This is a genomic window from Chryseobacterium gambrini, from assembly GCF_900156825.1.
Classification (GTDB): Bacteria; Bacteroidota; Bacteroidia; order Flavobacteriales; family Weeksellaceae; genus Chryseobacterium; species Chryseobacterium gambrini.
Map to the genome: position 1 here is coordinate 112,417 of NZ_FTOV01000006.1, position 25,452 is coordinate 137,868.

28 protein-coding genes are annotated in these 25,452 nt (G+C 35.4%); 10 read left to right on the forward strand and 18 right to left on the reverse strand.

Annotation, left to right across the window (positions count from 1 at the left end; all coding sequences use genetic code 11):
- Nucleotides 1-367: 367 nt before the first annotated feature.
- From BW951_RS12670 to BW951_RS12690, 5 genes are all read right to left on the reverse strand, one after another.
- Entirely contained in the window at nt 368-877 is a 510-nt protein-coding gene (locus tag BW951_RS12670; protein WP_076393340.1) for a hypothetical protein, read from the reverse strand.
- A gap of 207 nt (nt 878-1,084) precedes the next feature.
- Nucleotides 1,085-2,161 carry a glycine cleavage system aminomethyltransferase GcvT gene (gcvT, locus tag BW951_RS12675; protein WP_076393342.1) on the reverse strand — a complete coding sequence of 359 codons (1,077 nt, stop codon included), beginning with the start codon at nt 2,159-2,161 and terminating at the stop codon, nt 1,085-1,087.
- A 15-nt stretch (nt 2,162-2,176) separates the two neighbouring features.
- Nucleotides 2,177-2,653 (reverse strand): hypothetical protein, encoded by a 477-nt coding sequence (locus BW951_RS12680; RefSeq protein WP_076393344.1) that lies wholly within the window; start codon nt 2,651-2,653, stop codon nt 2,177-2,179.
- Nucleotides 2,650-3,165 carry an isopentenyl-diphosphate Delta-isomerase gene (idi, locus tag BW951_RS12685; protein WP_076393346.1) on the reverse strand — a complete coding sequence of 172 codons (516 nt, stop codon included), beginning with the start codon at nt 3,163-3,165 and terminating at the stop codon, nt 2,650-2,652. The genes BW951_RS12680 and idi overlap by 4 nt, the downstream gene beginning before the upstream one ends.
- Before the next feature lie 179 nt (nt 3,166-3,344).
- A complete protein-coding gene (locus tag BW951_RS12690; protein WP_076393356.1) occupies nt 3,345-3,944 on the reverse strand; it encodes a Pr6Pr family membrane protein in 600 nt (199 codons plus the stop codon).
- A gap of 245 nt (nt 3,945-4,189) precedes the next feature.
- Between BW951_RS12690 and BW951_RS12695 the strand changes: the two genes are divergently transcribed.
- Nucleotides 4,190-4,597 carry an LNS2 domain-containing protein gene (locus tag BW951_RS12695; RefSeq protein WP_076393358.1) on the forward strand — a complete coding sequence of 136 codons (408 nt, stop codon included), beginning with the start codon at nt 4,190-4,192 and terminating at the stop codon, nt 4,595-4,597.
- Nucleotides 4,598-4,691: 94 nt separating this feature from the next.
- Nucleotides 4,692-5,651: a D-2-hydroxyacid dehydrogenase gene (locus BW951_RS12700; RefSeq protein WP_076393360.1), complete on the forward strand. Its 960-nt coding sequence runs from the start codon at nt 4,692-4,694 to the stop codon at nt 5,649-5,651.
- Nucleotides 5,652-5,725: 74 nt separating this feature from the next.
- On the opposite strand, the gene mscL is transcribed toward BW951_RS12700, so the two are convergent.
- On the reverse strand, nt 5,726-6,172 hold the full coding sequence (gene mscL / locus BW951_RS12705; protein ID WP_076393362.1) for a large conductance mechanosensitive channel protein MscL: 447 nt from the start codon (nt 6,170-6,172) through the stop codon (nt 5,726-5,728).
- 205 nt (nt 6,173-6,377) lie between these two features.
- On the opposite strand from mscL, the gene BW951_RS12710 reads away from it, so the two are divergent.
- Entirely contained in the window at nt 6,378-7,892 is a 1,515-nt protein-coding gene (locus tag BW951_RS12710; RefSeq protein ID WP_076393364.1) for an NAD(P)H-hydrate dehydratase, read from the forward strand.
- 277 nt (nt 7,893-8,169) lie between these two features.
- On the opposite strand, the gene lgt is transcribed toward BW951_RS12710, so the two are convergent.
- The 7 genes from lgt to BW951_RS12745 all read right to left on the reverse strand — a co-directional run bounded on the left by lgt (nt 8,170) and on the right by BW951_RS12745 (nt 13,306).
- Nucleotides 8,170-9,036, reverse strand: a complete 867-nt coding sequence (gene lgt / locus BW951_RS12715; RefSeq protein ID WP_076393681.1) for a prolipoprotein diacylglyceryl transferase — start codon at nt 9,034-9,036, stop codon at nt 8,170-8,172.
- 435 nt (nt 9,037-9,471) lie between these two features.
- Nucleotides 9,472-9,714 (reverse strand): membrane protein insertion efficiency factor YidD, encoded by a 243-nt coding sequence (gene yidD / locus BW951_RS12720; protein WP_076393366.1) that lies wholly within the window; start codon nt 9,712-9,714, stop codon nt 9,472-9,474.
- A gap of 230 nt (nt 9,715-9,944) precedes the next feature.
- The gene (locus BW951_RS12725; RefSeq protein ID WP_076393368.1) at nt 9,945-10,382 is read right to left on the reverse strand and encodes a hypothetical protein; all 438 of its coding nucleotides are present in this window, start codon (nt 10,380-10,382) and stop codon (nt 9,945-9,947) included.
- 70 nt (nt 10,383-10,452) lie between these two features.
- On the reverse strand, nt 10,453-10,713 hold the full coding sequence (locus tag BW951_RS12730) for a hypothetical protein (protein WP_076393370.1): 261 nt from the start codon (nt 10,711-10,713) through the stop codon (nt 10,453-10,455).
- An 18-nt stretch (nt 10,714-10,731) separates the two neighbouring features.
- The gene (locus BW951_RS12735; RefSeq protein ID WP_076393372.1) at nt 10,732-11,064 is read right to left on the reverse strand and encodes a hypothetical protein; all 333 of its coding nucleotides are present in this window, start codon (nt 11,062-11,064) and stop codon (nt 10,732-10,734) included.
- A 56-nt stretch (nt 11,065-11,120) separates the two neighbouring features.
- Nucleotides 11,121-11,717 carry a DUF6705 family protein gene (locus tag BW951_RS12740; RefSeq protein ID WP_076393374.1) on the reverse strand — a complete coding sequence of 199 codons (597 nt, stop codon included), beginning with the start codon at nt 11,715-11,717 and terminating at the stop codon, nt 11,121-11,123.
- A gap of 11 nt (nt 11,718-11,728) precedes the next feature.
- Entirely contained in the window at nt 11,729-13,306 is a 1,578-nt protein-coding gene (locus tag BW951_RS12745; protein ID WP_076393376.1) for a hypothetical protein, read from the reverse strand.
- 224 nt (nt 13,307-13,530) lie between these two features.
- Between BW951_RS12745 and BW951_RS12750 the strand changes: the two genes are divergently transcribed.
- The 3 genes from BW951_RS12750 (at nt 13,531) to BW951_RS12760 (ending at nt 16,611) form a co-directional block, all read left to right on the forward strand.
- Nucleotides 13,531-13,926: a helix-turn-helix domain-containing protein gene (locus tag BW951_RS12750; RefSeq protein WP_076393378.1), complete on the forward strand. Its 396-nt coding sequence runs from the start codon at nt 13,531-13,533 to the stop codon at nt 13,924-13,926.
- A gap of 206 nt (nt 13,927-14,132) precedes the next feature.
- Nucleotides 14,133-14,879: a DUF6261 family protein gene (locus BW951_RS12755; RefSeq protein WP_076393380.1), complete on the forward strand. Its 747-nt coding sequence runs from the start codon at nt 14,133-14,135 to the stop codon at nt 14,877-14,879.
- A gap of 454 nt (nt 14,880-15,333) precedes the next feature.
- On the forward strand, nt 15,334-16,611 hold the full coding sequence (locus BW951_RS12760; protein ID WP_076393382.1) for a replication-associated recombination protein A: 1,278 nt from the start codon (nt 15,334-15,336) through the stop codon (nt 16,609-16,611).
- Nucleotides 16,612-16,760: 149 nt separating this feature from the next.
- Here BW951_RS12760 and BW951_RS12765 read toward each other — a convergent pair whose 3' ends face one another.
- The 5 genes from BW951_RS12765 to BW951_RS12785 form a co-directional block, all read right to left on the reverse strand.
- Complete coding sequence (locus tag BW951_RS12765; protein WP_076393384.1) at nt 16,761-17,204, reverse strand: hypothetical protein; 444 nt, start codon at nt 17,202-17,204, stop codon at nt 16,761-16,763.
- Between the two features lie 117 nt (nt 17,205-17,321).
- Nucleotides 17,322-19,535: a DUF2339 domain-containing protein gene (locus BW951_RS12770; RefSeq protein ID WP_076393386.1), complete on the reverse strand. Its 2,214-nt coding sequence runs from the start codon at nt 19,533-19,535 to the stop codon at nt 17,322-17,324.
- A gap of 111 nt (nt 19,536-19,646) precedes the next feature.
- The gene (locus BW951_RS12775) at nt 19,647-20,381 is read right to left on the reverse strand and encodes a hypothetical protein (RefSeq protein WP_076393388.1); all 735 of its coding nucleotides are present in this window, start codon (nt 20,379-20,381) and stop codon (nt 19,647-19,649) included.
- 326 nt (nt 20,382-20,707) lie between these two features.
- On the reverse strand, nt 20,708-21,556 hold the full coding sequence (gene pheA, locus BW951_RS12780; RefSeq protein WP_076393390.1) for a prephenate dehydratase: 849 nt from the start codon (nt 21,554-21,556) through the stop codon (nt 20,708-20,710).
- 112 nt (nt 21,557-21,668) lie between these two features.
- Nucleotides 21,669-22,079 carry an acyl-CoA thioesterase gene (locus BW951_RS12785; protein ID WP_076393392.1) on the reverse strand — a complete coding sequence of 137 codons (411 nt, stop codon included), beginning with the start codon at nt 22,077-22,079 and terminating at the stop codon, nt 21,669-21,671.
- 138 nt (nt 22,080-22,217) lie between these two features.
- Between BW951_RS12785 and dnaA the strand changes: the two genes are divergently transcribed.
- From dnaA to BW951_RS12805, 4 genes are all read left to right on the forward strand, one after another.
- Nucleotides 22,218-23,672, forward strand: coding sequence for a chromosomal replication initiator protein DnaA (gene dnaA, locus BW951_RS12790; RefSeq protein WP_076393394.1), 1,455 nt, complete (start codon nt 22,218-22,220; stop codon nt 23,670-23,672).
- Nucleotides 23,673-23,768: 96 nt separating this feature from the next.
- A complete protein-coding gene (locus tag BW951_RS12795) occupies nt 23,769-24,218 on the forward strand; it encodes a low molecular weight protein-tyrosine-phosphatase (protein WP_076393396.1) in 450 nt (149 codons plus the stop codon).
- Between the two features lie 2 nt (nt 24,219-24,220).
- The gene (locus BW951_RS12800) at nt 24,221-24,721 is read left to right on the forward strand and encodes a Cif family virulence factor (RefSeq protein WP_076393398.1); all 501 of its coding nucleotides are present in this window, start codon (nt 24,221-24,223) and stop codon (nt 24,719-24,721) included.
- 4 nt (nt 24,722-24,725) lie between these two features.
- On the forward strand, nt 24,726-25,424 hold the full coding sequence (locus BW951_RS12805; RefSeq protein WP_076393400.1) for an SAM-dependent methyltransferase: 699 nt from the start codon (nt 24,726-24,728) through the stop codon (nt 25,422-25,424).
- The last annotated feature ends 28 nt before the right edge of the window (nt 25,425-25,452 follow it).

Here is a 25,452-nt window from a genome sequence, read left to right on the forward strand (position 1 = left end):
TAGATCATTACGATGGAAGATTAGTACCTGCAGCATTTTTGTCTCTCATTTTTCAGGTATTACTTTTAATTAGTTTAAAGATTAAAAGATGGCGATTACAGAAAATCCTGATTAATACTTTTTGTGTAATTCTGATGTTGGTATTCTTTGTATTGGTTAAAGACTTTTCAAAGTCTAATGTCGACCAGATGTCTTTAATAAGTGGAATCCCATTTTTAATATCCTCTCTGTTTCTATTATTGAAAGTTAATTTCTAATAAAGCTTCAAAATCTATAAGCAAATAGGCTCAAACCTAACAGGTTTTCAAAACCTGTTAGGTTTTTATAATAACCAAACAATTTTGACGGAAGTCCCAAGCATTTTATATCATTTTAGAAATAAATTCCTTTTTTTCAGGCCATGATTGTTCGTTATTTGTAATTCAGAGTTTTGATGAAACGGAAGTTTGTCGGAAAGCTGTTCCGTAAATTTTTCAATTCCTTTACAGTATTCGTCTAGAAATTCATACTTTTTATCGACTGTAATTAATTCAATGCCGGATTGAGTTTCTCTATACAAAAAACGAATGGTGAAGTAATTAACTTCCAAAATGTCTGAATATTTAATGTATTGCTTCGGTTCTGATTCTTTTTTGAAATAAAAACCTTCTGCGTTATAACTGAAAATTCCGTCTTCTGAATAAAGTCTGTTCATCTCTTTTTCTGTTGATTCATAATCTGTTGGAAAATTTCCCGTCATTATTTTTGCAATGGTAAAACAGAGCGTTGCAAAACAGCAGAAAATAATGAGATAAGAAATTCCTTCACTTTCAAAAACAGGATAGAAAATGTAAACTGCAATAAGTATGATGATACAGAGGAATACCATTTTTTTCATCAGAAAAAATTTTTGTAATAGTACGAAAAAATGTATTGCAATATAATTATTTTAGCCCGGATAGAAACGGCATCCTTTAGTTTTTTGCCGGAGCGAAGCTCCGGCAAAAAACTAAAGATAGAGTGGATAGCCGGAAACAGCTCCAAAAAATAACCGCCTCACAAATTCTGCAAGGCGGTTTTTTATAGTTGTTAAAAAAAAAATCAATTATACAAAAGGAGCTTTCACCACTTTTGCAGGAATGTTTTTATTTCTTACCTGAATGAAGATTTCAGAACCTAATTTAAAGTGAGGTTTGTCCACATAAGCAAGACCTAAACCTACTTTTTTCATCGGCGACTGCGTTCCCGAAGTTACTTTTCCGATAACGTTTCCTTCTGCATCTACAACAGGGTAGTCGTGTCTTGGAACCCCTTTGTCCGTTAATTCGAAACCTACTAATTTTCTGGTAACGCCTTCTTCTTTTTGCTTGGCAAATGTCTCTTTAGACACAAAATCTTTATCAAATTTTGTGATCCATCCCAAACCTGCCTCAATAGGAGAAGTGGTATCATCGATATCGTTTCCGTAAAGGCAGAACCCTTTTTCCAGTCTCAAAGTATCTCTTGCAGCCAGTCCGCAGGGAACAATTCCTTCTTCTGCACCTGCTTCAATAATGGCATCCCAAAGTTTTTCGGCAGATTCATTTTTAAAATAGATCTCAAAACCTCCGCTTCCGGTGTAGCCTGTATTGGAGATGATCACCTCATTTACTCCTGCAACAGAACCTACCGTAAAATGATAGTAAGGAATTTCTGAAAGATTGGTTTCGGTTAATTTCTGAAGAATTTCAGTCGCTTTCGGTCCCTGAACTGCCAATAAAGACATTTCATCCGAAGCGTTCGTCATTTGAGCTCCGAAAGTATTGTATTTCGAGATATGATCCCAGTCTTTATCAATGTTTGAAGCATTTACAACTACGAAATATTTGTCGTCTTCCATTTTGTAAACGATAAGATCATCTACAATTCCTCCGTTTTCGTTAGGAAGACAAGAGTACTGTGCTTTTCCATTTTCCAGAGCGTCTACATTGTTGGTGGTTACATACTGCAAAAGCTCTTTGGAACCCACCCCTTCAATGAAAAACTGTCCCATGTGAGACACATCAAACAAACCTGCCTTTTCTCTTACGGCAAAGTGTTCTTCAGTAACTCCCGAATATTGTACAGGCATTTCAAAACCTGCGAAAGGTACGATTTTAGCTCCCAAAGAAACGTGTTTGTCGTACAATGCTGTTTTCTTCATAGTTAATTTTTATTTCTATTTCTTTATTTTAAAACTGTCGAAAGCCTCGTTGAAAAGCTTCATATAATTTCCGTTCCAGTACTTTTGTGTACAGTTGATGGTCACCAGAAACAAATCTTTGTCTTTCTGAAAAACTTTGGTGATCCAGTGCAGTTTTTCATGGTCATCATCATATTCGTAAAAATATTCTGTGTATCCTTTTTTTCCGCTTTTGCTTTTTATTTTCTTCTCGTCATCCGAAGATTTGTAAAGCGCGAGAATAAATTTTTTGGTTTCCGTTTTTGGAAGATTAAGATCGTGATATTCTGAAATCGTAATAGCTCCAATCTCATTGCCCGGAAAAATATTGATGATATCGCTGTCGTTGGTTACTTTCCAGCCTTCCGGAAGCGTGATGGAATAATTGTCGTTTTCATACACTTTCGTCGGAACAGACTGTGCGAAAAGTAAAGATCCGGTTACCAATGAGATGATAAGAAGAAACTTTTTCATGAATGTAGATGATGTTTATATTCTTCAAGAATGATTTTAAACCACTCTGTGAAATGGTCTGGAATTTCAGAAATTTCCTTATTGAGATTTTCAAGAGAAATATAGCGTACTTCTTCCACTTCATCTTTATTTAAATAGAATTCGCCTTCGAAAGTTCCTGTAAAAACGTGATCAAGTTCGTGTTCCCAGAGTCCGTTTCCGACATCGGCTTTATAAATGAAATTAAATTTTTCCGAAAGCTCAACATCAATTCCCAATTCTTCCTTTACTCTTCTTTTGGCTCCTTCAAGATATGTTTCTTCACTTCTTGGGTGCGAACAGACTGCATTGGTCCATTTCAGAGGAGAATGATATTTTCCGGAAGCCCTTTTCTGCAAAAGCATTTCGCCGCTGCTGTTGAATAAAAAAACTGAAAAAGCACGATGCAGTAAGCCGTTGATATGTGCCTGCTGCTTTTCCATCAAGCCAAGAACTTTGTCTTCAGGATTTACTAAAACTACGAATTCTTCCATTTCTACAAATGTAAGTGTAATAAATGTATTTTGGAAATTTTTGGTGAAACATCATATTTTTTGAGATATAAGCCGAAACCGATAAACCGAAACGTGTGCTTTTTTCTGTAAAATCAAGGTTTCTTACAGGTTTGACGGATATTCAGAAAGAGGATCTGAAAAATTTTAGTCCTTATCAATTAACTTTTGCCTGTCAATTTTCCGATTTTAATAAATACAAGTGATAAAATGAAGAAGAAAGTAGTAATCCATAAAGCATTGATTAAAACTTTTATTAAGCCAAAACTTGCCACATCCACAAACGGATAAGGATAAAATCCTGAAAAACTTCCCCGGATTAAAATATATCCTAAATAAAGGACAGGATAGATAGCCCACTTCAAAATAGAGCCGTATTTCAGATTATTTTTATTTTCATACCAATACCAGTAAATCAGAACCAAAAGTGGAATAACGGAATGGAGCAGCTCATCTACCAGTTTCTGCATTCCGGAAGGATTCCATGTGGAGCGAAGCAAAAACTGATAAATTAATCCTACAATTGAAATGCAAACCGTTATCGCCGTCAAAATCCCTGATTTTTCATTTGAGGATTTTTTGAAAGTCTGCACCGTAAAATAAACAGAGACAATTATATTGGTTAAAATAGTAAAATAGCTGAAAAAGCGGATCGTTGTTTCCCAAAAAGAAAATTCCGAATTCCGGATCATCAGAACATATTGAGTAATGATGGCAAACCATCCCGTAAGCGCGAACAGTAAGGATAAAGTTTTTTTCATATTGTTGAGGTGTGTTTCAAATATAAGATAAAAAAGCCATTTTTAAACTGTAAAACAGAGGGATACAAAAGAGAAGTATTTAATTTCATAAAAGAGAAAAATTTTAATTAAAATTGTATAAAAAGCAAATTAATTATTAATATTATTCATTAAATAAATGTTTTTAACGTAAAAATTTAATATAAAGCAAGTTTAACAAGCCTTTTTGGTGCAAAAAATGTAACTTTGCATTTCAAATTTTTATGATGGAATTAGAGTACATAGAACACATTAGTCCGATTCTTAAGGACGGCGTAAAAAACTATTTAATTGATATTGACGGAACCATTACAGAAGACGTTCCGAACGAAGAGCCTGAGAGAATGGTTACCTGTGAGCCTTTCCCGGATGCTCTGGAAACCATCAACAAATGGTATGATGAAGGTCACCAGATTTGTTTTTTCACGTCAAGAACAGAAAATCTTAAGCAAATTACAATCGACTGGCTGGATAAGCACGGATTTAAATATCACAGTGTTTTATGCGGAAAACCAAGAGGCGGAAATTACCACTGGATCGACAATCATCTGGTAAGAGCAACAAGATATAAAGGAAGATTTACAGACTTGGTTGAAAAACAGGTTACGATTGAAGTTTTCAAAGAAGACGAGTAAAAAAAAATAAGAAAAAAGATTAAACGATTAAATATTATGATAAATAGTTTTTAATTGTATTGATTTTCTCAAATATTAAATCTATAAAAGTTTTATGAAAGTTTTAGCAAACGACGGTTTGGATCAATCCGGTATTGATGCATTGAAAGAGAAAGGTTTTGAAGTAATTACGACAAAAGTTCCGCAGGAACAGTTGGTAGATTACATTAATGAGCACCAGATCCGAACTATTTTGGTACGCAGTGCAACACAGGTGAGAAAAGATATTATTGATAACTGTCCTTCCATCGAAATCATCGGAAGAGGTGGAGTAGGAATGGATAATATTGATGTGGATTATGCAAGAGAAAAAGGAATTCATGTGATCAATACCCCTTCTGCATCTTCAGAATCGGTTGCTGAGCTGGTTTTTGCACACCTGTTCTCAGGAGCAAGATTTTTACAGGATTCCAACAGAAAAATGCCTTTGGTGGGAGATACTGAGTTTGCCGGTCTTAAAAAAGCGTATGCAGCAGGAATTGAGCTGAAAGGTAAAACCATCGGTATTGTCGGAATGGGAAGAATAGGGCAGGAAGTTGCTAAAATCGCTTTAGGTCTTGGAATGAGAGTTATTGCTGCAGATAATAATGTAGGAAAAGCAAGTATTAAAGTTAAGTTTTACAACAATCAGTTCATTAATGTGGATATTGAAACAGAACCGCTTCAGGATGTTCTGAAACATTCAGATTTTATTACCATTCATGTTCCGGCTCAGAAAGGCGGTTATATGATCGGAAAAAATGAATTTGAAATGATGAAAGACGGAGTAGCCATTGTAAACTGTTCAAGAGGCGGAGTAATTGACGAAGCCGCTTTAATTGAAGCTTTGAATTCCAGAAAAGTGAAGTTTGCAGGTTTGGATGTATTCATTAACGAACCGACTCCTTCAAAAGAAATTTTAAATCACCCGAAAATTTCTATGACGCCGCATACCGGTGCGTCTACACTGGAAGCGCAGGACAGAATCGGGCTTTCTTTGGCAGAGCAGATTTCAAGTATTTTACAGATTCAGTAATTTTTTTTTGATAAAATATAAAAGCTCCGGCGCAACTTTGTTGCGCCGGAGTCTTGTTTTATAACGAATTTTTTTTAATTCTTCTTTTTCAGCTCATCACGAATTTCCGCAAGCAATTGTTCTGTCGCAGTAGGAGCAGCAGGAGCTTCCGGAGCGGCAGCTTCTTCTTTCTTCATTTTGTTGATCGCTTTTACCATAATAAATACAACAAGTGCCAGTAAAAGGAAATTAATGGCAACCGTAATAAAATTACCATACGCAAAAATAGCGGCGTCGGGTGCAATTTCTTTAGCTTTGGCAAGGGTTGCTCCCGCAGGAATGTTTTCAGCACCTTTACCCATTGCATAATAAATACTGCTGAAATCAGGTTTCCCTACAAGTGCAGCAACAATTGGCATAATTAAGTCATCGATAACACTGGTTACAATTTTTCCGAAAGCTCCACCGATGATGACACCGACAGCAAGATCGAAAGCATTACCTTTAATCGCAAACTCTTTAAATTCTTTTACAAATCCCATAATTTATATTTTTTTAAGTATTATTTTAACAAAAGATGGGTTAAATTACAAAAAAAAATATAATTTTCCAGTTTTTATAACTAAATATTAATCAAATATGATAAAATGTGAAAGTTTCTTAATTAAGAGATCCACATAATTCTTTTCAGAGCATTTAAAAATTCTTTTTCGTAAATTGCTTTTAATACAAAATACAATATTAAATATGAAAATTTTTACAGCGGAACAGATTCGCAATGGGGATGAATATACAATAAAAAATGAACCGGTCTCTTCTGTTCAGCTTATGGAAAGAGCTGCACAGGCTTGTGTTGACTGGATTTTTGAAAATTGTAAAAACCATAGAAACTTTGCGGTTTTTTGCGGTAAAGGAAACAATGGAGGCGATGGTTTTGCCATTGCGAGAATGCTTCATCTGAAAGGTTTTGATGTAGATGTTTTTACCAATACCAAAGCTAAATTTTCTTCGGATGCAGGAAATAATTTCAGAGAATTAAAAGAATTTTCGGGTGTTTTCATCAGAGAATTTAAAGAAGCAAAAGAATATAGGTTTGATAACCGAACGGTTATTATCGATGCCCTTTTCGGAACCGGCTTATCAAAAAACATCGAAGGAGAGTTTAAAGAACTGATCGATTTTCTGAACCTGAAAAGTAATCTTAAAATTTCTGTTGATATGCCTTCCGGACTTTTTGCAGATACTGTTTCTGCTGAAAATGCCACTATTTTTAAGGCAGATTATACATTGAGTTTTCAGTTCTGGAAAAAAACTTTTCTTCATCCCGAAACCGGAAAATATGCAGGAAAAGTGAAAGTTTTGGATATTAATATAAATGAAGACTATATTGCTGAAACGAAAACGGAGAACTTTGTGATTCATGAAGATATGATCAAAGATATTTTCAGACCGAGAGAAGATTTTTCGCATAAAGGAACCTATGGCAAAGCCATTATTGCAGGTGGAAGCTACGGGAAAATGGGAGCCGCGGTTCTTGCAACGAAATCGGCACTCAGAACCGGAGCGGGACTTACTTTTACGCTGGCTCCGAAATGCGGATATGAAATTTTACAGACTTCGAATCCTGAAGCCATGTTTATCGAAGGCGGAAATGATTTCATAGATCATTTTGAAACGGATGAACATGCAGTCTGCGGAATAGGTCCCGGTTTGGGAACCATTGATGAGACCGCGAAAAGTTTTCTTACCTTTTTAAAAAACTACTCCAAACCTCTGATTTTGGATGCCGATGCATTGAATATCATTTCACAGGATTCAAAAAATGTAAAGATAATTCCGAAAAATTCCATTATAACGCCTCATCCGAAAGAGTTTGAAAGGCTGTTCGGCGCCACTGAAAATTCTTTTGAACGATTAAAACTGGCGAAAAATAAAGCTAAAGAATTGGGGATTTATATTGTTTTAAAAGATCATCATACTCAGGTTGTAACGCCTGAAGGAGATGCTTTTTACAATATCACTGGAAATTCAGGACTGGCAAAAGGAGGAAGCGGAGATATTTTAACCGGAGTTTTAACCTCTTTTTCAGCACAGCATTACTCAGAAAAAGAAGCTGCAATTTTAGGAGTCTGGTTTCACGGCAGAGCGGCAGAATTGGCATCAGAAAAGCATTCTAAAGAATCTGTACTTCCGACGGACATCATTGATGAATTTGGAAGCGTTTTCAAAGAGCTGAATGCAAAAATAGAAAGAGCATTATAATTTTAACATCAAATGTAGATAAAAACAAAGGGCAAGTCTGATTACAAACTTGCCTTTTTATATTTTGATATGTTTAAAGTTTTTATTTAACCGCAAAAGATGCACTAAACGTTCATTTAAAGTTGGTGATTATAAGTAAGAAGATCACAACAGTTTTTAAAAATCTTTGATTTTTATTCATTTGAGCGCTTTGATTATTCTGGAAATTCGCTTTAACATTGTCTTTTGTGTCTAATTCTGAAATTAGTTTAAACAAATTTATTTTTAAATTTTTCGCTTATTCAGGTTTTTCGTTTTCAGCCTGAGTAATCTTGAATTTTTTCGAAACGATCATAATAACTACGCCTGCAATCATGAACGGAATAGATAAAACCTGACCGGTGTTTAATCCTCCAAACTGGATGAATTCGTCACCTTGCGGCTCTTTCAGGAATTCTACAAAGAATCTGATTGCCCAAAGAATAATGAAAAACAATCCGAATAACCATCCCTGCTGATATTTTTTGTTGGTTTTTCTGTACAGAATCCACAGTAAAACGAAAAGGCAAACATATCCGAAAGCTTCAAATAACTGTGAAGGATATCGCGGAACTGTTACACCATATTCACTGCTCTGCTGTGGGAAAAGCAATGCAAAAGGAGAGTTGGGATCAACAGGTTTTCCGATGATTTCAGAGTTGAAAAAATTTCCCATCCTCACAAAAGCACCTCCCAAAGCAACCACAATTCCTAATCTGTCATACACCCAGAAAGGATTTTTTCTGATGATTTTAAATGAATAATATAGAGTGGTGAAAATTAGCGCGATCGTTGCGCCGTGACTCGCCAGTCCTGAAAATCCGGTGAACTTCAAACCGTTTTTAGTACTGATCGGTAAAAATACACTCCAGAAATCTTCTTTGAAAAGTTCGGGCTGATAAAAAATAACGTGCCCCATTCTTGCTCCCAAAATGGTTCCCAATAAAGTCCATGTGAAAAGAGGTTCTAAATATTTCTGGTTTACATTATCGATTTTAAAGATTCTGTTCATTAAAATATATCCGAAACCGAATGCAAAAATGAACATCAGACTGTAAAAATGAAGCGTAACAGGTCCCAACTGAATTCCCTTTGTGGGATCCCAGATCTTAAAAGGAGTTTCCAGACTGATGTTGTCTGATTCTGTAAGAGGTTTTGCTGTCTTTACTGCATATTTAAAGCTTCCGAGATTTTCTTTGGTTGCCGCCGCATCAATCACTTTAAAATCCTTGTCTAAAAGCTGATAATGAACAAGCTTGTATTTCGCCAGTGTCGCAATGCTGTAATTTACATAAACAGGCTCGAAATTAGACTCATTCAGAATAACAAGCACATTTTCTTTGATGGGTTTGTCTGCAAATTCATTCAGATCCTGAACTTCAGTGGTTGAATAAATTTTTACCGGAACATCCGTAGAGTTTACTTTTAAAGTTCCGTCGGACATTCCGTCCGGATAATTCTGCGCAACAAGACACTGGGTAATGAACGCAAAAATCACGAGATACATTCTGAAAAAAATATTACTCATTGTTATTTTTTTAGTAGTTGTTTATTTTAAATTTTACTTTTTTGGCGGTACAGGATCATATCCGCTTCCTCCCCACGGATGACATCTTGAAATTCTTTTTGCACCCAGCCAGAATCCTTTAAAAATACCATGCACCTGAAGCGCTTTCACCATGTAATGCGAACAGGTAGGCTCATAACGGCAGTTTTTGGGAAGCAGGGGCGAAATAAACCACTGGTAAAATCTGATGAGAATTACCAAAGGAAAAGTGATGATTTTATTGAATGTAAGTTTCAAAACAATGCAAAAATAGGGTAAAAAATTGAAAATTAGTTTAAATTTGTTAGAAGTTTCGGGGCGGTAAAAGTCTGTTCGGTGGATTGTTTTTTTATGTTTTTAAATATATTAAACAAAAAAGTAAGCCACCTCAACTAAGAGATGGCTCATTATAATATCAATACACTAATAAATTTTCTTAAAAGTGAATCTCAAGATGTTTTGGGCAAAAAAAGATTAAAACTACTTCATCAGCGATATACTTTTATGTCTTTTATTATTTTTTTACCATAATAAACTCTTTCATCTTTGGTAAAGTGATTTCTGTTCTTATTTGTCAACAAAATATACTCGGAACTTCTTGGATCTATGTAATTCTCCCATACAATTTGTAAACAATTACTATTTGTATTGAAGGTTCGCTCGTTGTAATTAAATGGAAATTTTTCATCAAAACAAAAAAAAGTTTTATCTATGTACTTCCTTACCCCATGATAAATTGGAGATATCCATATCATTTTTGGTTTAATCTGCTGCATATCGACTAACAAGTTTGTAAATGGACGACCAATATAATTTGCTTTATTAATTTCAAATTGTTTTAGATAGTTCAGAGTATCTAACTGAGCCTTACTCTGTAAGGAAAAGAGTAGAGCCAATAATAGAAAGAATTTCAATTTATTTTTCATAATTGTACAAAAGGCTGTAATAAAAATCTACAGCCTATATTTATCACTTTTTTTAATTTAACATATTAACTTATAGTACAAACCCCATTAAAGAAATAGCATATTTTCCTTTTTTCTTATAATAAGGGAAATTATATTTACGCTGATGGTGCGTTTCATCAAATTGTTTTTCCATGTCAATTTTTAACCTTTCTCCTTGTGTGAAATTTTGAGGTTGTTTTATTAAATAATTGATGAATGGATACTCTTTTGTATAAGGTAATATCCATTTGTTTTTTTTATAATAAACCTTCTCTATATAGGTCTGGTGATAATTGCCGTCTTTGTCCATTACTACTCCAATTATTATTTAGTTGTCGTTCAGTGGACGAGTATATCCGAATTCATTACAATAAGCGGAAGCAAAATGTATTGTCTTTCTGTCATAATTTCCTTTTAAGACTTTCACAATTCTATACTCTGAGCAATATTCAAAACATTCTGATTTTACAATTAAAGGATGACATTTTATATCCTCATCATTTTCTTTACAATCTTGTCTTTCAGCCGGAAAATGAACTTTAAATAATGGTAAAGATTGTTGTGTAATTTTCTCGCCAATGAAATAAAGCTGATCTGTTTTATATTCTTGGGAAAAAAAACTGTTACCAATAAGTATTAATAATAAACTTAACTTTTTCATGATTATATAAAACCTGTCTCACTTTTTATTTGTGAGACAGATTCGTAAATTATCTTCTACTGCTTTATCAATGTATACGTTCCCACAGGTAGCTTAAAAACATTAGGCATTGCTGTTCCTTCTTTATGAAGTACCATATTTGCTGTTAGTCTTAGCTGTATAGCATCCTGACCATTTACTGTTTTTTTTCTTAAAATCATTGTGCCAAATGTTGTATCAGGATTTAGCTCATAATAACTTAATCCTAATCTTAATTCATTGGGAAGACAATCTAAACATCTTGGAGTATGATTAGGATATATTGAATTGCCCGATATTGGATAATCGTAATAATTCATATTACTGTTTAAATATGATAATGTGTTTACTTTAGTTACTCCGTTTTCTTTATATTCTACCCCCCCCACAATTACATCTTCATAAAATTTACCATTATACATTTTTGTTTTTTTTAATAGAACAATTTTCCAGTACTTTGTAGTATTACTAAAAACCCATGTCCCTACGAAATAATTCATAAAATTATCAACATCTTTATAATACACCCCAGCTAATCCGGATCCATCATCATTCTTTAGATTAATAATTTGTGATTGACTTTTACAGTTCATTGAGATAAGACTCAATAATAATATTGCTATATACTTTTTCATTTTAATTTCTTTTAATTACATAGTGTAGATACTACATTTCCATTTTCTAAAGTTAATTTATTCCAATTGGTAACATTATTACCATCGTTTGCTTTATATAAAGATATTCCAAAATTAGCAAATCGTTCTAAAAATGTACCTTCTCTATTAGGAGAAGTGTCTGCATATAATTTTGTCAATGGAGCATTCATAAATTCAAATATTTTTGCTTCAGAAGTATTGCTGTTTATTTTAGGGTTTTGGCTCATATCTGAAGTTAAAGCATTTAACAATTGCTGTGGATCATCAATTTTTATGGCATATATCTGATTGTTTCCGTTGTCATCTTTGCATACAACCATCATTACAACTTCGCTATTGTGGGGATTATAAACATTCTGATATAAAAAGTAAAGAGAATACACATCCGTCCAACTGAACATAGGTACTGCGCCTGGATATTGATGCGTATGTATCACTCCATAAAAAAGTGTTCCGGCATTTAATGTGACTTCACTGCTTGTTCCTGGCGGTACAACTATATTGGAGTACACACCAGCAAAACTTTTCTGGAGACTATTCCCATGTTCTATGGTATCATTCAGTTTTGTCTGTAAGTTTTGGATAATCGGTTTTATGTTTGCTTTCGTAGGTTTTAGCAAATTTTTGAGATTCTCACAATGATCTTGAGGCAGGGTAACAGGTGTACTTCCGTTACAGTTTGGTGCTACCCTGTAAAAAGCTCTGCTCAATCCGCAGGGATCGGGATCAGGGATCGGAAGCGGAGTTCCGCCACCGCCACCCCCTTCCGGATAGCCATAAATTACGACTCCTGTTTCAGGATCGGGATAAGTAAATACAAGAGTGGTGGAGTGGGAACAGCTTTCCGTTTGGCATATATTGCAACCGTCACAGGCTCCAGATCCATGGTGTGTACAGTGTCTTATAATCACGCAGATAACTTCATAAACTACCTGCACTCTTCCGTTTTGCGTGGTGGTTTCTGTTGCCAAAGCATCCCCGAAGCGAGGAGCATGAAAGACAATCCTGTTGTTCTGCTCCCCCAGTTTATCATCAACAAAAAGATCCTGCGGAATATTGGAGAAAACCTCATTTCCAAAGGTATAATTATCCGTAGCCATGAAAGTACAGAACAGGCTTTCCCTTTTCTGCACATCAATAGAGGGGTCAAAAACCACTCTTCTCAGCTCATCATTGGTAATATTGTTTATTGCCTTTACGGTATTTTCTTTATTATCAATCAGGGCAAAGAAAACAGAACTCATGGTCGCATTGTCCTCTGACAAAGGGATGACAAGGGAGGTAGAATTTTCTGTCTTTACAATTCTCATCTTATCCCAGATCGGCATTCCCTCCTGATCCGGCATAGCAGAAAGGAAATTTTTCTCCCTGTTGTAGGCTTCCAGAATATCTACATAATCTAAGGTAGTTTTGGCAAAGGCTCCGCCTTTTTTAGAATGTTTAAAGAAATCTCTGTTGTTTCTTTGCGGGTTTTTCTCTGCCTGTATAAAGTCTTCATTTCTGCAAGACCAAAGAAGCGTGAGAAAGGCTATCAGGAAAGACAGCCGGAGAATAATTTTTCTCTTCATAGTCATTTTGTTTTTTATGGGTTAAATATACTCTCTTCTATATAGATGCATTATTTTGTCTTTGGGTTGGAAAAGATTTAAAAAAAAATTCGATCTATATGTGAACATGGACAAAACTAATACGTAATTTCACTTCTGCCCACAACTAAAGTTTTAAAATCCGCCACAAAAGTTTTAATTTTGAAATATAAAAAACAGTAAATTAGCTGAAAAATTATTAGAATATGTCTTTAGGAACCAAACTGAGAGCGCTGAGAACAGAAAGAAATTTATCGCAGACACAAGTCGCTATGGAGCTTGATGTTTCGCAGACCGCATACTGCAAATGGGAAAGCGACCAGACCAAACCGGGAATTGACAATCTGCTGAAAATCTCTGAATTCTATGAAACGGATATTTATGATTTACTGAAAGACGAAGGATATACACAAATAAATAAGGAGAATAGTGTTAATGAAAATTCTAGTAATAATATGATTCAAAATCAAACAAACAACTATAATGCTTCAGAAAAACTCATTGAGCAATACGAAGAACGCATCAAAGAGCTTCAGGAAAGAAATCAGGAGCTGAAAGACCAGATTGAATTCTGGAAAAATAAAGGAGAAAGCAAAACGTAGTCTTTTTTCCGAAAGTTTACTGCGGCAGGCAGCCGCGCTCCGGAGCAATCCGAAAACCCGCTGCACTCTGCACGGAGCTTTCGGAGCATCCGAAAACCTACTGCACTGTGCAGGGAACTTTCGGGAACCCCCGAAAAAATAAATCTACCCCCTCAGCAGATTTTACGATAAAGAACAATATTTTATCTTAATAAAAATAAATACAAATGAATTCTATTGACCTTCCAAAACTAAGGAATGCAGAATACCTGCAATATGCCAAAGATTTTACCGCTATTATTAACCTTAATAATCCTGCTGCCTTACAGATAGATACCAAACTCTCTGTTTTTACATCCAAAATTGCAGAGCTGGAAGCACTCTTCAAAAAAGCACTTGCCAGTGAAACTACCGCAGAAATTATGCTGCTGGACGAAAGAAGGGATAACGCTATTATAGGAATAAACTATTTTCTGCAATCGCAGTCTTATCATTATGAAGCAGATAAAAAGCAGAAAGCCAGACTGCTTCTTGATAATATGGCACTGTATGGAAGCGGTATTGCACGGCTCAATTATCAGGCAGAAACGGCAACGCTTAATAACATGATCCGGGATTGGGAGAATAAACCGGAGCTTACAGATGCTGTTGCCTTCTTTTCCCTTTCAGCATGGGTAAATGAGCTGAAAACAGCTAATGAACTCTTCAATACAAAGTATCTTGCCCGTACACAGGAGTACGGAGATGCCAGTCCCGAAACCATTAAAGGAAAAAGAGAAGAAACCAATGCGGCATACTATGCTTTAAGAGACAGGATCGATGCGCTTCACCTTTTGGTAGAAACTCCGCCATCGCCATATACTACGGTTATCAATCAGCTCAATGCGCTTACAGACCAGTACAATGTACTTCTTGTGAACAGAAAAGAAACCGGAGCTGTACCGCAAAAAAATGAAAATCCTCCTTTACAATAATTTTAGCCCGTCTATACCGACGGGTTTTTTATTGAGAAAACATATCCTTATCTTTACGTTGTATTAAACTTTAAACTAATTTCAGAATTAACCACAAAACGCACAAAAGACAATGTTAAAGTGTTTTCTATTATAATGAAAGCGCTCAAAAGAATAAAAATCAAAGATTAAAAAGTTTAGCTATCTTTTGTCACTTTTGCGGTTCAATAAAAAAGTTTAATGATTGTCCGTAATTTGTCATCATTGAAAAACCTTTGAGTTCTTTGCTGAGTGAATAGTTTATGCTGAGCTTGTCGAAGCACCTTTGCGAACTTAAAACAGTTGGTATATAAAAAGAATCTTAGCGATCTTTGCGTTAAAATTAAGCATTATGATCAATGACGGATAATCAAAAAAAAGTTTAAACAGATTTAATATGTACTAAAAGAAGTTGATATAAACAATACATTAAATTTTGAACCAAAATATTCCATTAGCTGAAAAATTAAGACCCAAAACACTGGACGATGTTCTCGGGCAGGAACATTTAACCGGAGAGAAAGGCACGATCCGGAAAATGCTGGAAAACAATTCTCTGAATTCTCTGATTTTCTGGGGACCTCCCGGAACCGGAAAAACCACTCTGGCGGAAATTATTTCTGAAAAGTCGGGAAGGAAATTCTATAAGCTTTCTGCGGTTTCTTCGGGAGTAAAAGATGTAAGAGATGTAATAGAAGATGCCAAAAAGCAGAATCTTTTTTCCGGAAAATCGCCGATTTTGTTTATTGATGAAATTCACCGTTTTAACAAATCTCAGCAGGATTCTCTTCTTCATGCCGTAGAAAAAGGCTGGATTGTCTTAATCGGTGCGACAACCGAAAACCCGAGCTTTGAAGTGGTTTCGGCTTTGCTTTCCAGAAGTCAGGTCTACGTTTTAAAAGCATTGACCTATGAAAAACTGGAAGAACTGATTGATACAGCTTCCGAAAAATTCAATCAGGATGAAAAAACATCGTTCAAAATCATTGAAAAAGAAGCTTTTATCCAATATTCGGGAGGCGATGCAAGAAAGCTGATTAATTCTGTGGAGTTGGTTTTAAATCAATATAAAAATTCCAAGAAAACAGAAATCAAGAACGAAGATGTGCTGGAAGTTTTGCAGGAAACCATGGCGCTTTATGATAAAAACGGAGAACAGCATTACGATATTATTTCGGCTTTCATTAAATCCATGCGCGGAAGCGATCCGAACGGAACCGTCTATTGGCTGGCTCGAATGATCGCGGGGGGAGAAGACATTAAGTTTATTGCAAGAAGGATGTTAATTTTGGCTTCCGAAGATATCGGTCTTGCCAATCCGAATGCGTTGGTGATTGCCAACAACTGTTTTCAGGCAGTGAACGTGATCGGAAATCCGGAAGCACGAATTATCCTGAGTGAAACGGCGGTTTATCTTGCGGTTTCACCAAAGAGCAATTCAACGTACATGGCGATTAATGAAGCTTTGGCATTGGTTAAAAGAACAGGAAATCTGCCGGTTCCTTTACATTTAAGAAATGCACCCACAAAACTGATGAAAGATCTGGATTACGGAAAGGAGTACAAATATGCCCATTCTTACGACGGCAATTTCGTGGATCAGGATTTTCTTCCGGAAGAAATTAAAGATATAAAATTGTACGAACCGGGAAACAACGCCACCGAAAAGAAGATCTACGAAGAATTAAAGAAAAAATGGAACAATAAATACTGAAACTCTTCATTAACCGCAAAAGAGACAAAAGACAAACATCATAAATAATAAGAATACTTAAAGTTCTCAAAAGAAAAGCTTTAAGCAATATTACTGAAAAAAGGATGCTCAAACGGGCATCCTTTTCATTTAAAATATGATCTGAGAAATTACTTTCTAGAAGTAGTTACCGATACCATTTTCTTACCGTTGCTGGTAATAACCTGAGCATTGTTGATGATATCTCCGTACACTAAGGTTTTTGTATTGGTAAATTCGTACCCGTCAATAAGTACCGGTGTATCTGCAGGAAGACCGAACTGAGCGTTCAGTTCATTTACAGGCATTCTGTCGATTACGCCCTGATTGCTTTTCAGTTTATATTCTACCAATCCGTTATCCGCCAGATAATCGAATTTTTTAAGATTCTGCGGAAGTTCCGTAGCAGATTTATATGCTTTTGAGCTTTGTACAGAGCCTTTATAATTATTATTATTAAACATATCTACCGTTCCTACAATATCATTTGCCACTGCAAATTTTGTAGCTGTATTCTTCTGAGCAAACAGCGTAGCAGAAGATAATAATAAAAAAGAGTAGAGAATTTTTTTCATAATGTTTCTGGAATAAATGACTATTAAAAACGTGATAAATATAGGTATTTTTTATAAAATGTAAATAAAAATTCATAATATTTTAACAATCGTTTATCAATAAAAGCTTTTACAAAATTATAAATTCTCAGTTTCCGGCTTGTCTTCTTTATTTTCCACTAAATTTTTAATGATTTTTTTAAGCCTCTGAAACAGGAACGAGCTTAGCAATAAAATGATTCCCAGAATGATAAAAGCAATAATCCGCGATACATTATCCATTTCCCAGACATCATACAAATAAAGCTTCAGGATCGTAACGGCAACCAGCGCAAAGCCGATTTTGCTGTATTCTGAAACATTGTTTTTCAGCCCTCTGTAAATAAAAATGCAGGCAAGAACCGCCCAGATAATCGGAAGATACAGAAGACCAAAATGCTTGCTTAAAGCTTTGATGTCTGATATTTTTTCGGCATTCAGCAAAATATAAATGTCGTACAGTTCGAAGCTTAATGCGGTTACAAAGGCAATAGAAATGAGCCAGTATGATAATTTTAGCCTAAGAAAATGGGAACCGGGTAAAACCTTCAGGATGATGTAAATGAATGGAATCCAATACAGAAGATAAAGCCCGTAAAAACCGAAGGATACTTTATGCAGCAGAAAATTGGAAACAATTCCCGGACCTGAAATTACCGTATTCAATATAATCAGTACACAAAACAGATAAATAAGATTGGTTTCCGCAGGTTTTGGAATTTCCAGTTTTTTTCTGAACAGTAGAATTGCAAAAATATAATACAGCGTAAAAATCATTCCGATACTGAAGATTACAATCCACGGCTGCGCTGAAATATGATACATGATTTCCAGCAGAATCGCAAAATAGATCACGCTGTAGCTTAATATCGAAAATAAATATTCAAAGAAATCATTAATTTTTTCGTCGTGATCGGGATGTTTTCTCAATAAAAATAAATTGAAAAATGTAGTAACCAACGTCACGGAACTCGTAAGAAATACTGGATTGAAAACAATATTCAGGCTTTTCGCATCGATATATTCTGTCCAGGTGATGATCTGTGCAATGATGACCAAAGGAAACAGAACGTAGAAACATTTTCTGAAGATCTGAAGACCGGTTTTCTTCCAGATATACAAAAGGAGCGTTGCTTCGATCGCCCAGACACTTGTAATGAGATGTGTCTTGAACTGCAATGCAACGGCTAATGTTAAAAGGCTTACCGTAACTGCGGCAAATACAGAATAATTTATGCCGAATTTCTTTTGGGAATATTCTCTGAACAGTAAGGCGGAATTTACCAAAGCAAAACCAATCGGGAAAATAATCACAGGTTCATAGCCAAGCTGATCAAAAATATAAGCGAGTCCGATGATGTTTGTAAAATTAATTAAAACAAGCATCAGAATATCCGATGAAGACATAACTTCTTTCCTGAAGTAATTTTTTAAGGCAAAAAAATAGAAAATAAGGTATCCGGAAATATAAAAATAAATGCTTAAAAGCTGTGTGGTCTCAAAAGTCCAGTACAAAAGATAAACATAGGTGAAGATAAATGCAATCCATCCGATACTTTTCCAGTTTTTAAGAAAGGCAACCGCGAGCATCCCCAGATTCAGAACTGTAATGTAGGTAAACAGAAACGGATAATTGCTGTGTCCGGAGCTTACCATCAACGGCGCTAAAAATCCTCCGAATAAAGAGAAAATAATAAGAATTTCACTTTTATAATAATAGGAGAGTGCGATGCAGATTAAAGTAATAAGGCAGGTAACGGAAAAAGCAATATTCTGCGAAAACAAATGATATTCCCGAAAAGCAATGGTTGCGGTAAAGTATAAAACGGCAATTCCGCCTCCGGTAATGATAGAAGAAAATACAGAATAGTTTTTCCTCAAAAAATGACCAAGTGAAATGATAACAGCTCCTAAAAAGAATCCGATTCCCACTCTGGGTGTTTCTCCGATCCAGTTTTTATCAATGGCATATTTTACGAAATAACCGATTCCTAAAACCAGCGTAAAAATCCCGATAATGGTTAAAGCATTTTGTTTCAGAAACTCGAAAATGATATTCGTCCAGTCTTTTCCTTCTTTTTCAGAAGTCTGCTGAATAGTTTCTCTCTCTGCATGAAGAACCGGTTCATCATTCTGTACGGGTAAAGGAATGTTCTGCCATTCTTTTTCCTCCTGCATTTCAGAAACTTTATTGTCATCTAATTTTGAACTCAGTTCCGAAACCTTTTTTTCTAATCTGCTGATTTTGCTGTTCAGATGATTAAAAAGGATCAGAATACATAAAATAAGGAGAATAACGATCGAATAAATCATTTTTGCACTTTTGGTTATCAAATATAACAATAAACTTTATACCATATAATTAATCCGCCGTAAGTTGCTGTACGGCGGATTAATTCTAAAGTAATATTGAAATATAAAAAATTAATTTGATACTTTATAAATATAGAATGAGCCTGTGCTTGAACCTAATAATCCTGCATCCAGCACAGAATAATTAGTAAGTCCGAAAGATATTTTGTCTCCGGCTTGAAGAGGATATAAAGAATTGATACTTCCTTCGGAAATGGTGAGACTTACCAGTCCCAGATTCACTCCGCTGAATTCGCGAACGTCGATAATACTGAAAGTTCCTGTTCTGTTTCTTAAAATCGCAATGCTTGGAGGAGTCGTTAATACTCCGGATTGTAATCCTGTTCCGTACCTGAATGTAAAACCAATGGCATAAATACCGGAAGAAGGCGCTGTGTAAGTATTGTCGGAATCCGAGAACAGGGAAGAAGTTCCGGTGGTTCTTTCTGTTGTTAAAAAGTTGACCGGTCTGAAACTGTTAGGTAAAATTCCGGCATTGATCAGAGTGATGCCAGACGATTTTCTAGCCGAGTACACAGAACTGTTTATACCGTTATTTATTACATAATCTGCAATCATCTGTGGTGATACCTGTGCTACCTGAAAATCTCCACCTGTATTTTGGTTAACCGCCAGAATCTGATATCCCGGAAGGGCAGGAGCGGAAGGTGTCTGTCGGATTTTCATGGTACCATTTACATCCAGATTTGCCTGAGGGTTCGGAGTGTTAATGCCAACCCATCCACTTTGTGCAAAAGCAGAAGCTGACATCATCGCTAAAAGTAAGCTGTAAATTCTAGTTTTCATGCTGCAAAATTTAAATTAGTTAATGGTTTTAGTCTCAGTCAGTTATTTAAAATCATATCAAATATCGTGCAACGAAAACATTAATTTTTATTTTTTTTCAACATTTGATGAAAAATTATAACAAAAATTCATCTGTAATAATATTATGTTATTTTATTACAAATTGATTTTTCCGCCTTAAATAATTGAAAAATTCTGTTAATCATTGGGTTATAAATAATATACAGGTAAAAATAGATTATTTTATCTTCAAAAACAAGAAAATAGCTAATTAAATCTCTTTTGTATGAAATATATTTCTTTTTTAGTTTTTAACTGTTTGTAATTTAGCTTTTTAAAAAAAATTCCTTGTAATTTCCAAGAAAATCTACCTCTACATTCAGTGCTTTAAGCTCTTCCAAAGCATTCTGATAAAGGGTTGAATCCCAGTTTCCGGATACATTAATGTAAAAGAAGTAATTTCCAAGACCTGTTTTCAGTGTTCTGGATTCTATTTTGCTGAGGTTCATTTTTCTCCATGCAAAAACAGATAAAACCTGATGAAGTCCTCCCGCATGATCTTCCGGAAGCGTAATCAGCAGTCCGGATTTTTCTCCTAAAATTTCCAAATCTTTATTGTCATAAGTTTCCTGCTTTTTTGAAATAACAATAAATCTCGTATGGTTTTGTTCAAAATCCTGTATGTTCCGGTGGATAATTTTCAAACCGTATAAATTTGCAGCAAACTGATTAGCGACTGCAGCGAGGTTTCTGTCCGGATGTTCAGAAACGTGTTTTGCAGCGGCAGCAGTGGAAGAAAATTCCTGTTTCGGGATCTCCTTAAATGTTTTATCCAGAAAATGAAAGCTCTGCGCTAAAGCCTGCGGATGAGAATATATTTTTTCGATATTCGTTTCATCACACGTTGGATGAATCATCAGATGATGCGCAATCGGCATTACGGCTTCAGCCTGTATTTTTATATCGGGTGTTTTATACAGGTAATCCAGCGTCATGGAAACCGTTCCTTCGATGGAGTTTTCCAGAGGGACAACGGCTTTATCAACTTCTCCGGTTTCTACAGCGGTAAAACAGTCTAAAATATTGGTTTGTGGTAAAAGTTCTTCATTGGGAAAAAGCTGGGTTGCAGCAAGCTGTGTAAAACTTGCCTGTGGTCCCAAAAATGCAATCTTCATGATGTCTCTGTTATAATTTATTTAAATATAGCGAAATTTATACGGTCCGCTAAAATTGGTATTCTAAAATTAGCCTTATAAACTAATGTTTTGTGTATTCTTTTGGTCTGAATTATTCCTTCCAGTTCTCCTCAATCAGTTTCATGAGATAATCCGGACACTTCACCACTTTGTTGGTTTTGGCATCCAAAAAGAAAAGAGTAGTGGAAGCTTCTGTGATTTTATTATTTTCTTCATTGAAGATTTCATATTCAAATTCAATTCTTACTCCCGGAATTTTTTTTACATAGGTATGAATTTCTAATTTTTCATCATAAAAAGCAGGTCGCAGATACTTAATTTTATACTCCGAAACAGGCAGCCAAATTCCTTGATTCTCAATCTCATTATACGACATTCCTATGCTTCGGAAAAGCTCCACTCTTCCAATTTCCAGATACTCGGCGTAGTTGCCGTAATAAACGTATTTCATAGGGTCTGTCTCTCCGTAACGTACTCTTAATGAGTGTGTTGTGTGTATCATCTTAAGCTTCTTTATATACATACAAATATATTTTTAAATAATCAATATCCACAAAATTTTTTTTTAAGATAAAAAAATTAGACCTTTGTCGTCCTTCCAAAAATTACTAACAACTAAGAATTAATCGGGGCATCAATTATGGATGAAAATTTAATGATGATATGGCAGAAGTGCCTTCAGTTCATGCGCGATAATCTGAACGCAGCTGAAGATAATTCTGATCTGAAAAAACTTGAAAAATCTTTCGATTTGCTATTCGATAAGGTTCAGCCGATTTCATTGGTTGAGAATAACCTTACGCTTATGGTACCGAGCGATTTTTACAAGGAATATATTGAGGATAATTACCTGTCCTTGCTTTCGGCTGCCCTGAAGAAAAACATAGGAAAAGGAGTGAAATTATGGTATTCTGTAATGGAAAACAAACCTGCCGGTTTGGAAAGACCCGTTACCATGAATATGAAAGGTAAATCTGTACCTACTCCGAAAGTGCAGGAAACAATGCCGCAAGGTTTTTCTGCCAATATCGTGAATCCATTTGTGGTTCCGGGAATCAGAAAAGTAAATATTGATTCCAACTTAAAATCAGACTTCTCTTTCGATAATTATGTAGAAGGAGAAAGCAACAAATTTGCAGCGACGGTTGCAAGATCTATTGCTAAAAGACCGGGTGCAACGGCATTCAACCCATTATTTTTATACGGTGGTTACGGTGTTGGTAAAACGCACTTAGGACAGGCTGTAGGTCTGGAAGTGAAAAGCCAGTTTCCGGATAAAGTCGTTTTATATCTTTCTTCCGAAAAATTCATCCAACAGTTTATTTCGGCGGCAAAAGCACATAAGCAGACCGAGTTTGCGAATTTTTATCAGATGGTTGATGTTTTAATCATTGATGATATTCAGTTCCTTTCCGGAAAATCTGCAACACAGGACAGCTTCTTCCACATTTTCGATCATTTGCATCAGAACGGAAAGCAGATTATCTTAACTTCAGATAAAGCTCCGGCAGATATTCTGGATATTCAGGACAGGATTGTTTCCCGATTCAAATGGGGACTTTCTGCAGAGATCAAATCTCCGGATATTTCAACAAGAAAGCAGATCATCATCGATAAATTAAGCAGAGACGGAATCGTTCTTCCCGATGATATGCTGGATTTCCTTGCTGCAGAAGCAAAAACAAACGTAAGAGAACTTATCGGAATCATCAATTCGGTTATTGCATACTCTACTATTTACAAGCAGGATCTTAGCTTAACTTTACTGAAGGATACCATTAATAAGATTGCATCCAACCAGAAAAAAGTCATCAATATTCCTTATATTCAGGAAGTGGTTTGCGATTATTTCGGAATCAAGAAAGAACAGCTTTTATCCAAAACAAGAAAAAGAGAAATTGCACTTCCAAGACAATTGGCGATGTATTTTTCCAAAGAGCTAACCAATGCCACTTTCACAAAGATCGGTGAAGAAATGGGCGGAAAAGACCATTCTACGGTAATGTACGCTTGTGATACCATCAAAGATGTTTCCAAGATCGACAAAGAAGTTAAAAAGTATGTGAAGGAATTGGGAGAGAGAATTAAACAGTAAGAAATAATTTAATTTAAATACAGAAAATGGAGAATAATTTTATTCTTCATTTTTTATTTAGTTTTGTTACCTGAAACATTAAAAACAGAGACTGAGATGAAAATATTAATGGTATGTCTGGGAAACATTTGCAGAAGTCCTTTAGCAGAAGGAATTATGAAAGCAAAGGCTCCTGAAAATTTTGTAATAGATTCTGCTGGAACCATTTCCATGCACGAAGGAAATCATCCCGACAAAAGAGCCATTAAAACCGCTTCAAACCACGGAATTGATATTTCCAAACAGAGATCCAGACCGATAACGCAGTCGGATTTTGAAACATTTGATAAAATCTACTGCATGGATGTAGATGTTTTGGCTGATGTTATTTCCAAAGCTAAAAATGAAGAACAGCGGAAAAAAGTTTCCTTGTTTCTTGAAGTTTTAGGCGATCATGAAAATGCTGAAGTTCCCGATCCTTATTGGGGAGATATGCAGGAATTTGAAGACGTCTATCATTTGCTGGATCGTGGCTGCGATGCTGTTTTAAATAAAATTTCAAAATAATTATGAAGAAATTTTTCATCCTTTTTCTTTTTTACAGCAGTTTTGCTTTTGCCCAGACAAAAGATGAAATCGCCATCCGTACCATGATGGATGATTTTATGATGTGCATTAAAACCAGAGATGAGGCGAAGTTTGTATCGCTTTTTCAGGATCCGGTTCTCTGGACGGGAGTGTATACAGACCGTACTTTTAAAAAAGTTGTAACAGAATATCCCGACGAAAAAAGCTATTTTACAGATAATTATAAAGCCTTCATTAAAAGTTTTAAAGACAATAAATCGGAGGAAAGATTTGATAATGTGAAAATTATCGAAGACGGATCGATTGCTTCCGCTAATTTCGATTACAGTTTCTGGCATGACGGTAAAATGCTGAACTGGGGAAAAGAAATCTGGACGCTGATGAAAACCGACGGAAAATGGAAAATTACTTCCGTTTCTTTTTCCATGGATCTTACAAAATATTACCCACAACCTTCTTTAAAAGAAAGAACAAAAAAATAAAATCATGCTTTTTTTACTTCCTGCTTATCTTTCGGAAAATACCTCTATCAACCATTTTTCACCGGTGATTAAAGAGTATATCATGCAGACCGATTACTTCTTCGTGGAAAATGAAAAAACCGCCAGAAAAGTGGTTAAATTTTTCGCTCCCGAAAAAAAACAGTCGGAGCTGAAACTTTTTTTGCTGGATAAATACACAGAAAACGCAGATATTAAAGAAGCGCAGCAACTGATGTTAAAAGGTCAGGATTTTGGCTTGCTTTCTGAAGCGGGACTTCCGTGCATTGCAGATCCGGGAAATCTGATGGTAAAATGGTGTCATGAGAAAAATATCCGTGTTATCCCGATTTCAGGGCCTTCATCTATTATTTTAGCACTAATTTCCAGTGGTTTTAACGGTCAGGAATTTACCTTCAACGGCTATCTTCCGATTGATAAAAGTGAAAAGAAGAAGCAGATTCTTCAGCTTGAAAGTCTGGTTCAGAAGACAGGATATTCGCAGATTTTTATGGAAACGCCTTACAGAAACAACGCCCTTTTTGAAGATCTGACTAAGTTTTTATCACCCAACACAAAGCTTTGCATCGCCGCCAATATCAACGATCCTGAACAGGAATTTATTAAAACAAAAACCATAAAAGAGTGGCAGAAGCAAAAACCGGAACTCCATAAAATTCCGGCGGTGTTTGTTTTGGGAAAGTAGAAGGTTTTATAATCTTCCGCCGATTTTA

Excerpts from the sequence above, each read along its gene's own strand:
- BW951_RS12735 (WP_076393372.1), bottom strand. The coding sequence starts at position 11,064 with ATGAAAAAGTTAAGTTTATTATTAATACTTATTGGTAACAGTTTTTTT.
- BW951_RS12800 (WP_076393398.1), top strand. The coding sequence starts at position 24,221 with ATGAAGAAATTTTTCATCCTTTTTCTTTTTTACAGCAGTTTTGCTTTT.
- BW951_RS12750 (WP_076393378.1), top strand. The coding sequence starts at position 13,531 with ATGTCTTTAGGAACCAAACTGAGAGCGCTGAGAACAGAAAGAAATTTA.
- BW951_RS12755 (WP_076393380.1), top strand. The coding sequence starts at position 14,133 with ATGAATTCTATTGACCTTCCAAAACTAAGGAATGCAGAATACCTGCAA.
- BW951_RS12670 (WP_076393340.1), bottom strand. The coding sequence starts at position 877 with ATGAAAAAAATGGTATTCCTCTGTATCATCATACTTATTGCAGTTTAC.
- BW951_RS12765 (WP_076393384.1), bottom strand. The coding sequence starts at position 17,204 with ATGAAAAAAATTCTCTACTCTTTTTTATTATTATCTTCTGCTACGCTG.
- BW951_RS12745 (WP_076393376.1), bottom strand. The coding sequence starts at position 13,306 with ATGAAGAGAAAAATTATTCTCCGGCTGTCTTTCCTGATAGCCTTTCTC.
- idi (WP_076393346.1), bottom strand. The coding sequence starts at position 3,165 with ATGGAAGAATTCGTAGTTTTAGTAAATCCTGAAGACAAAGTTCTTGGC.
- BW951_RS12805 (WP_076393400.1), top strand. The coding sequence starts at position 24,726 with ATGCTTTTTTTACTTCCTGCTTATCTTTCGGAAAATACCTCTATCAAC.
- BW951_RS12730 (WP_076393370.1), bottom strand. The coding sequence starts at position 10,713 with ATGGACAAAGACGGCAATTATCACCAGACCTATATAGAGAAGGTTTAT.
- mscL (WP_076393362.1), bottom strand. The coding sequence starts at position 6,172 with ATGGGATTTGTAAAAGAATTTAAAGAGTTTGCGATTAAAGGTAATGCT.
- BW951_RS12700 (WP_076393360.1), top strand. The coding sequence starts at position 4,692 with ATGAAAGTTTTAGCAAACGACGGTTTGGATCAATCCGGTATTGATGCA.
- BW951_RS12795 (WP_076393396.1), top strand. The coding sequence starts at position 23,769 with ATGAAAATATTAATGGTATGTCTGGGAAACATTTGCAGAAGTCCTTTA.
- BW951_RS12710 (WP_076393364.1), top strand. The coding sequence starts at position 6,378 with ATGAAAATTTTTACAGCGGAACAGATTCGCAATGGGGATGAATATACA.
- BW951_RS12740 (WP_076393374.1), bottom strand. The coding sequence starts at position 11,717 with ATGAAAAAGTATATAGCAATATTATTATTGAGTCTTATCTCAATGAAC.
- BW951_RS12785 (WP_076393392.1), bottom strand. The coding sequence starts at position 22,079 with ATGATACACACAACACACTCATTAAGAGTACGTTACGGAGAGACAGAC.
- BW951_RS12680 (WP_076393344.1), bottom strand. The coding sequence starts at position 2,653 with ATGAAAAAGTTTCTTCTTATCATCTCATTGGTAACCGGATCTTTACTT.
- gcvT (WP_076393342.1), bottom strand. The coding sequence starts at position 2,161 with ATGAAGAAAACAGCATTGTACGACAAACACGTTTCTTTGGGAGCTAAA.
- BW951_RS12690 (WP_076393356.1), bottom strand. The coding sequence starts at position 3,944 with ATGAAAAAAACTTTATCCTTACTGTTCGCGCTTACGGGATGGTTTGCC.
- BW951_RS12770 (WP_076393386.1), bottom strand. The coding sequence starts at position 19,535 with ATGATTTATTCGATCGTTATTCTCCTTATTTTATGTATTCTGATCCTT.
- pheA (WP_076393390.1), bottom strand. The coding sequence starts at position 21,556 with ATGAAGATTGCATTTTTGGGACCACAGGCAAGTTTTACACAGCTTGCT.
- dnaA (WP_076393394.1), top strand. The coding sequence starts at position 22,218 with ATGGATGAAAATTTAATGATGATATGGCAGAAGTGCCTTCAGTTCATG.
- BW951_RS12695 (WP_076393358.1), top strand. The coding sequence starts at position 4,190 with ATGGAATTAGAGTACATAGAACACATTAGTCCGATTCTTAAGGACGGC.
- BW951_RS12775 (WP_076393388.1), bottom strand. The coding sequence starts at position 20,381 with ATGAAAACTAGAATTTACAGCTTACTTTTAGCGATGATGTCAGCTTCT.
- BW951_RS12725 (WP_076393368.1), bottom strand. The coding sequence starts at position 10,382 with ATGAAAAATAAATTGAAATTCTTTCTATTATTGGCTCTACTCTTTTCC.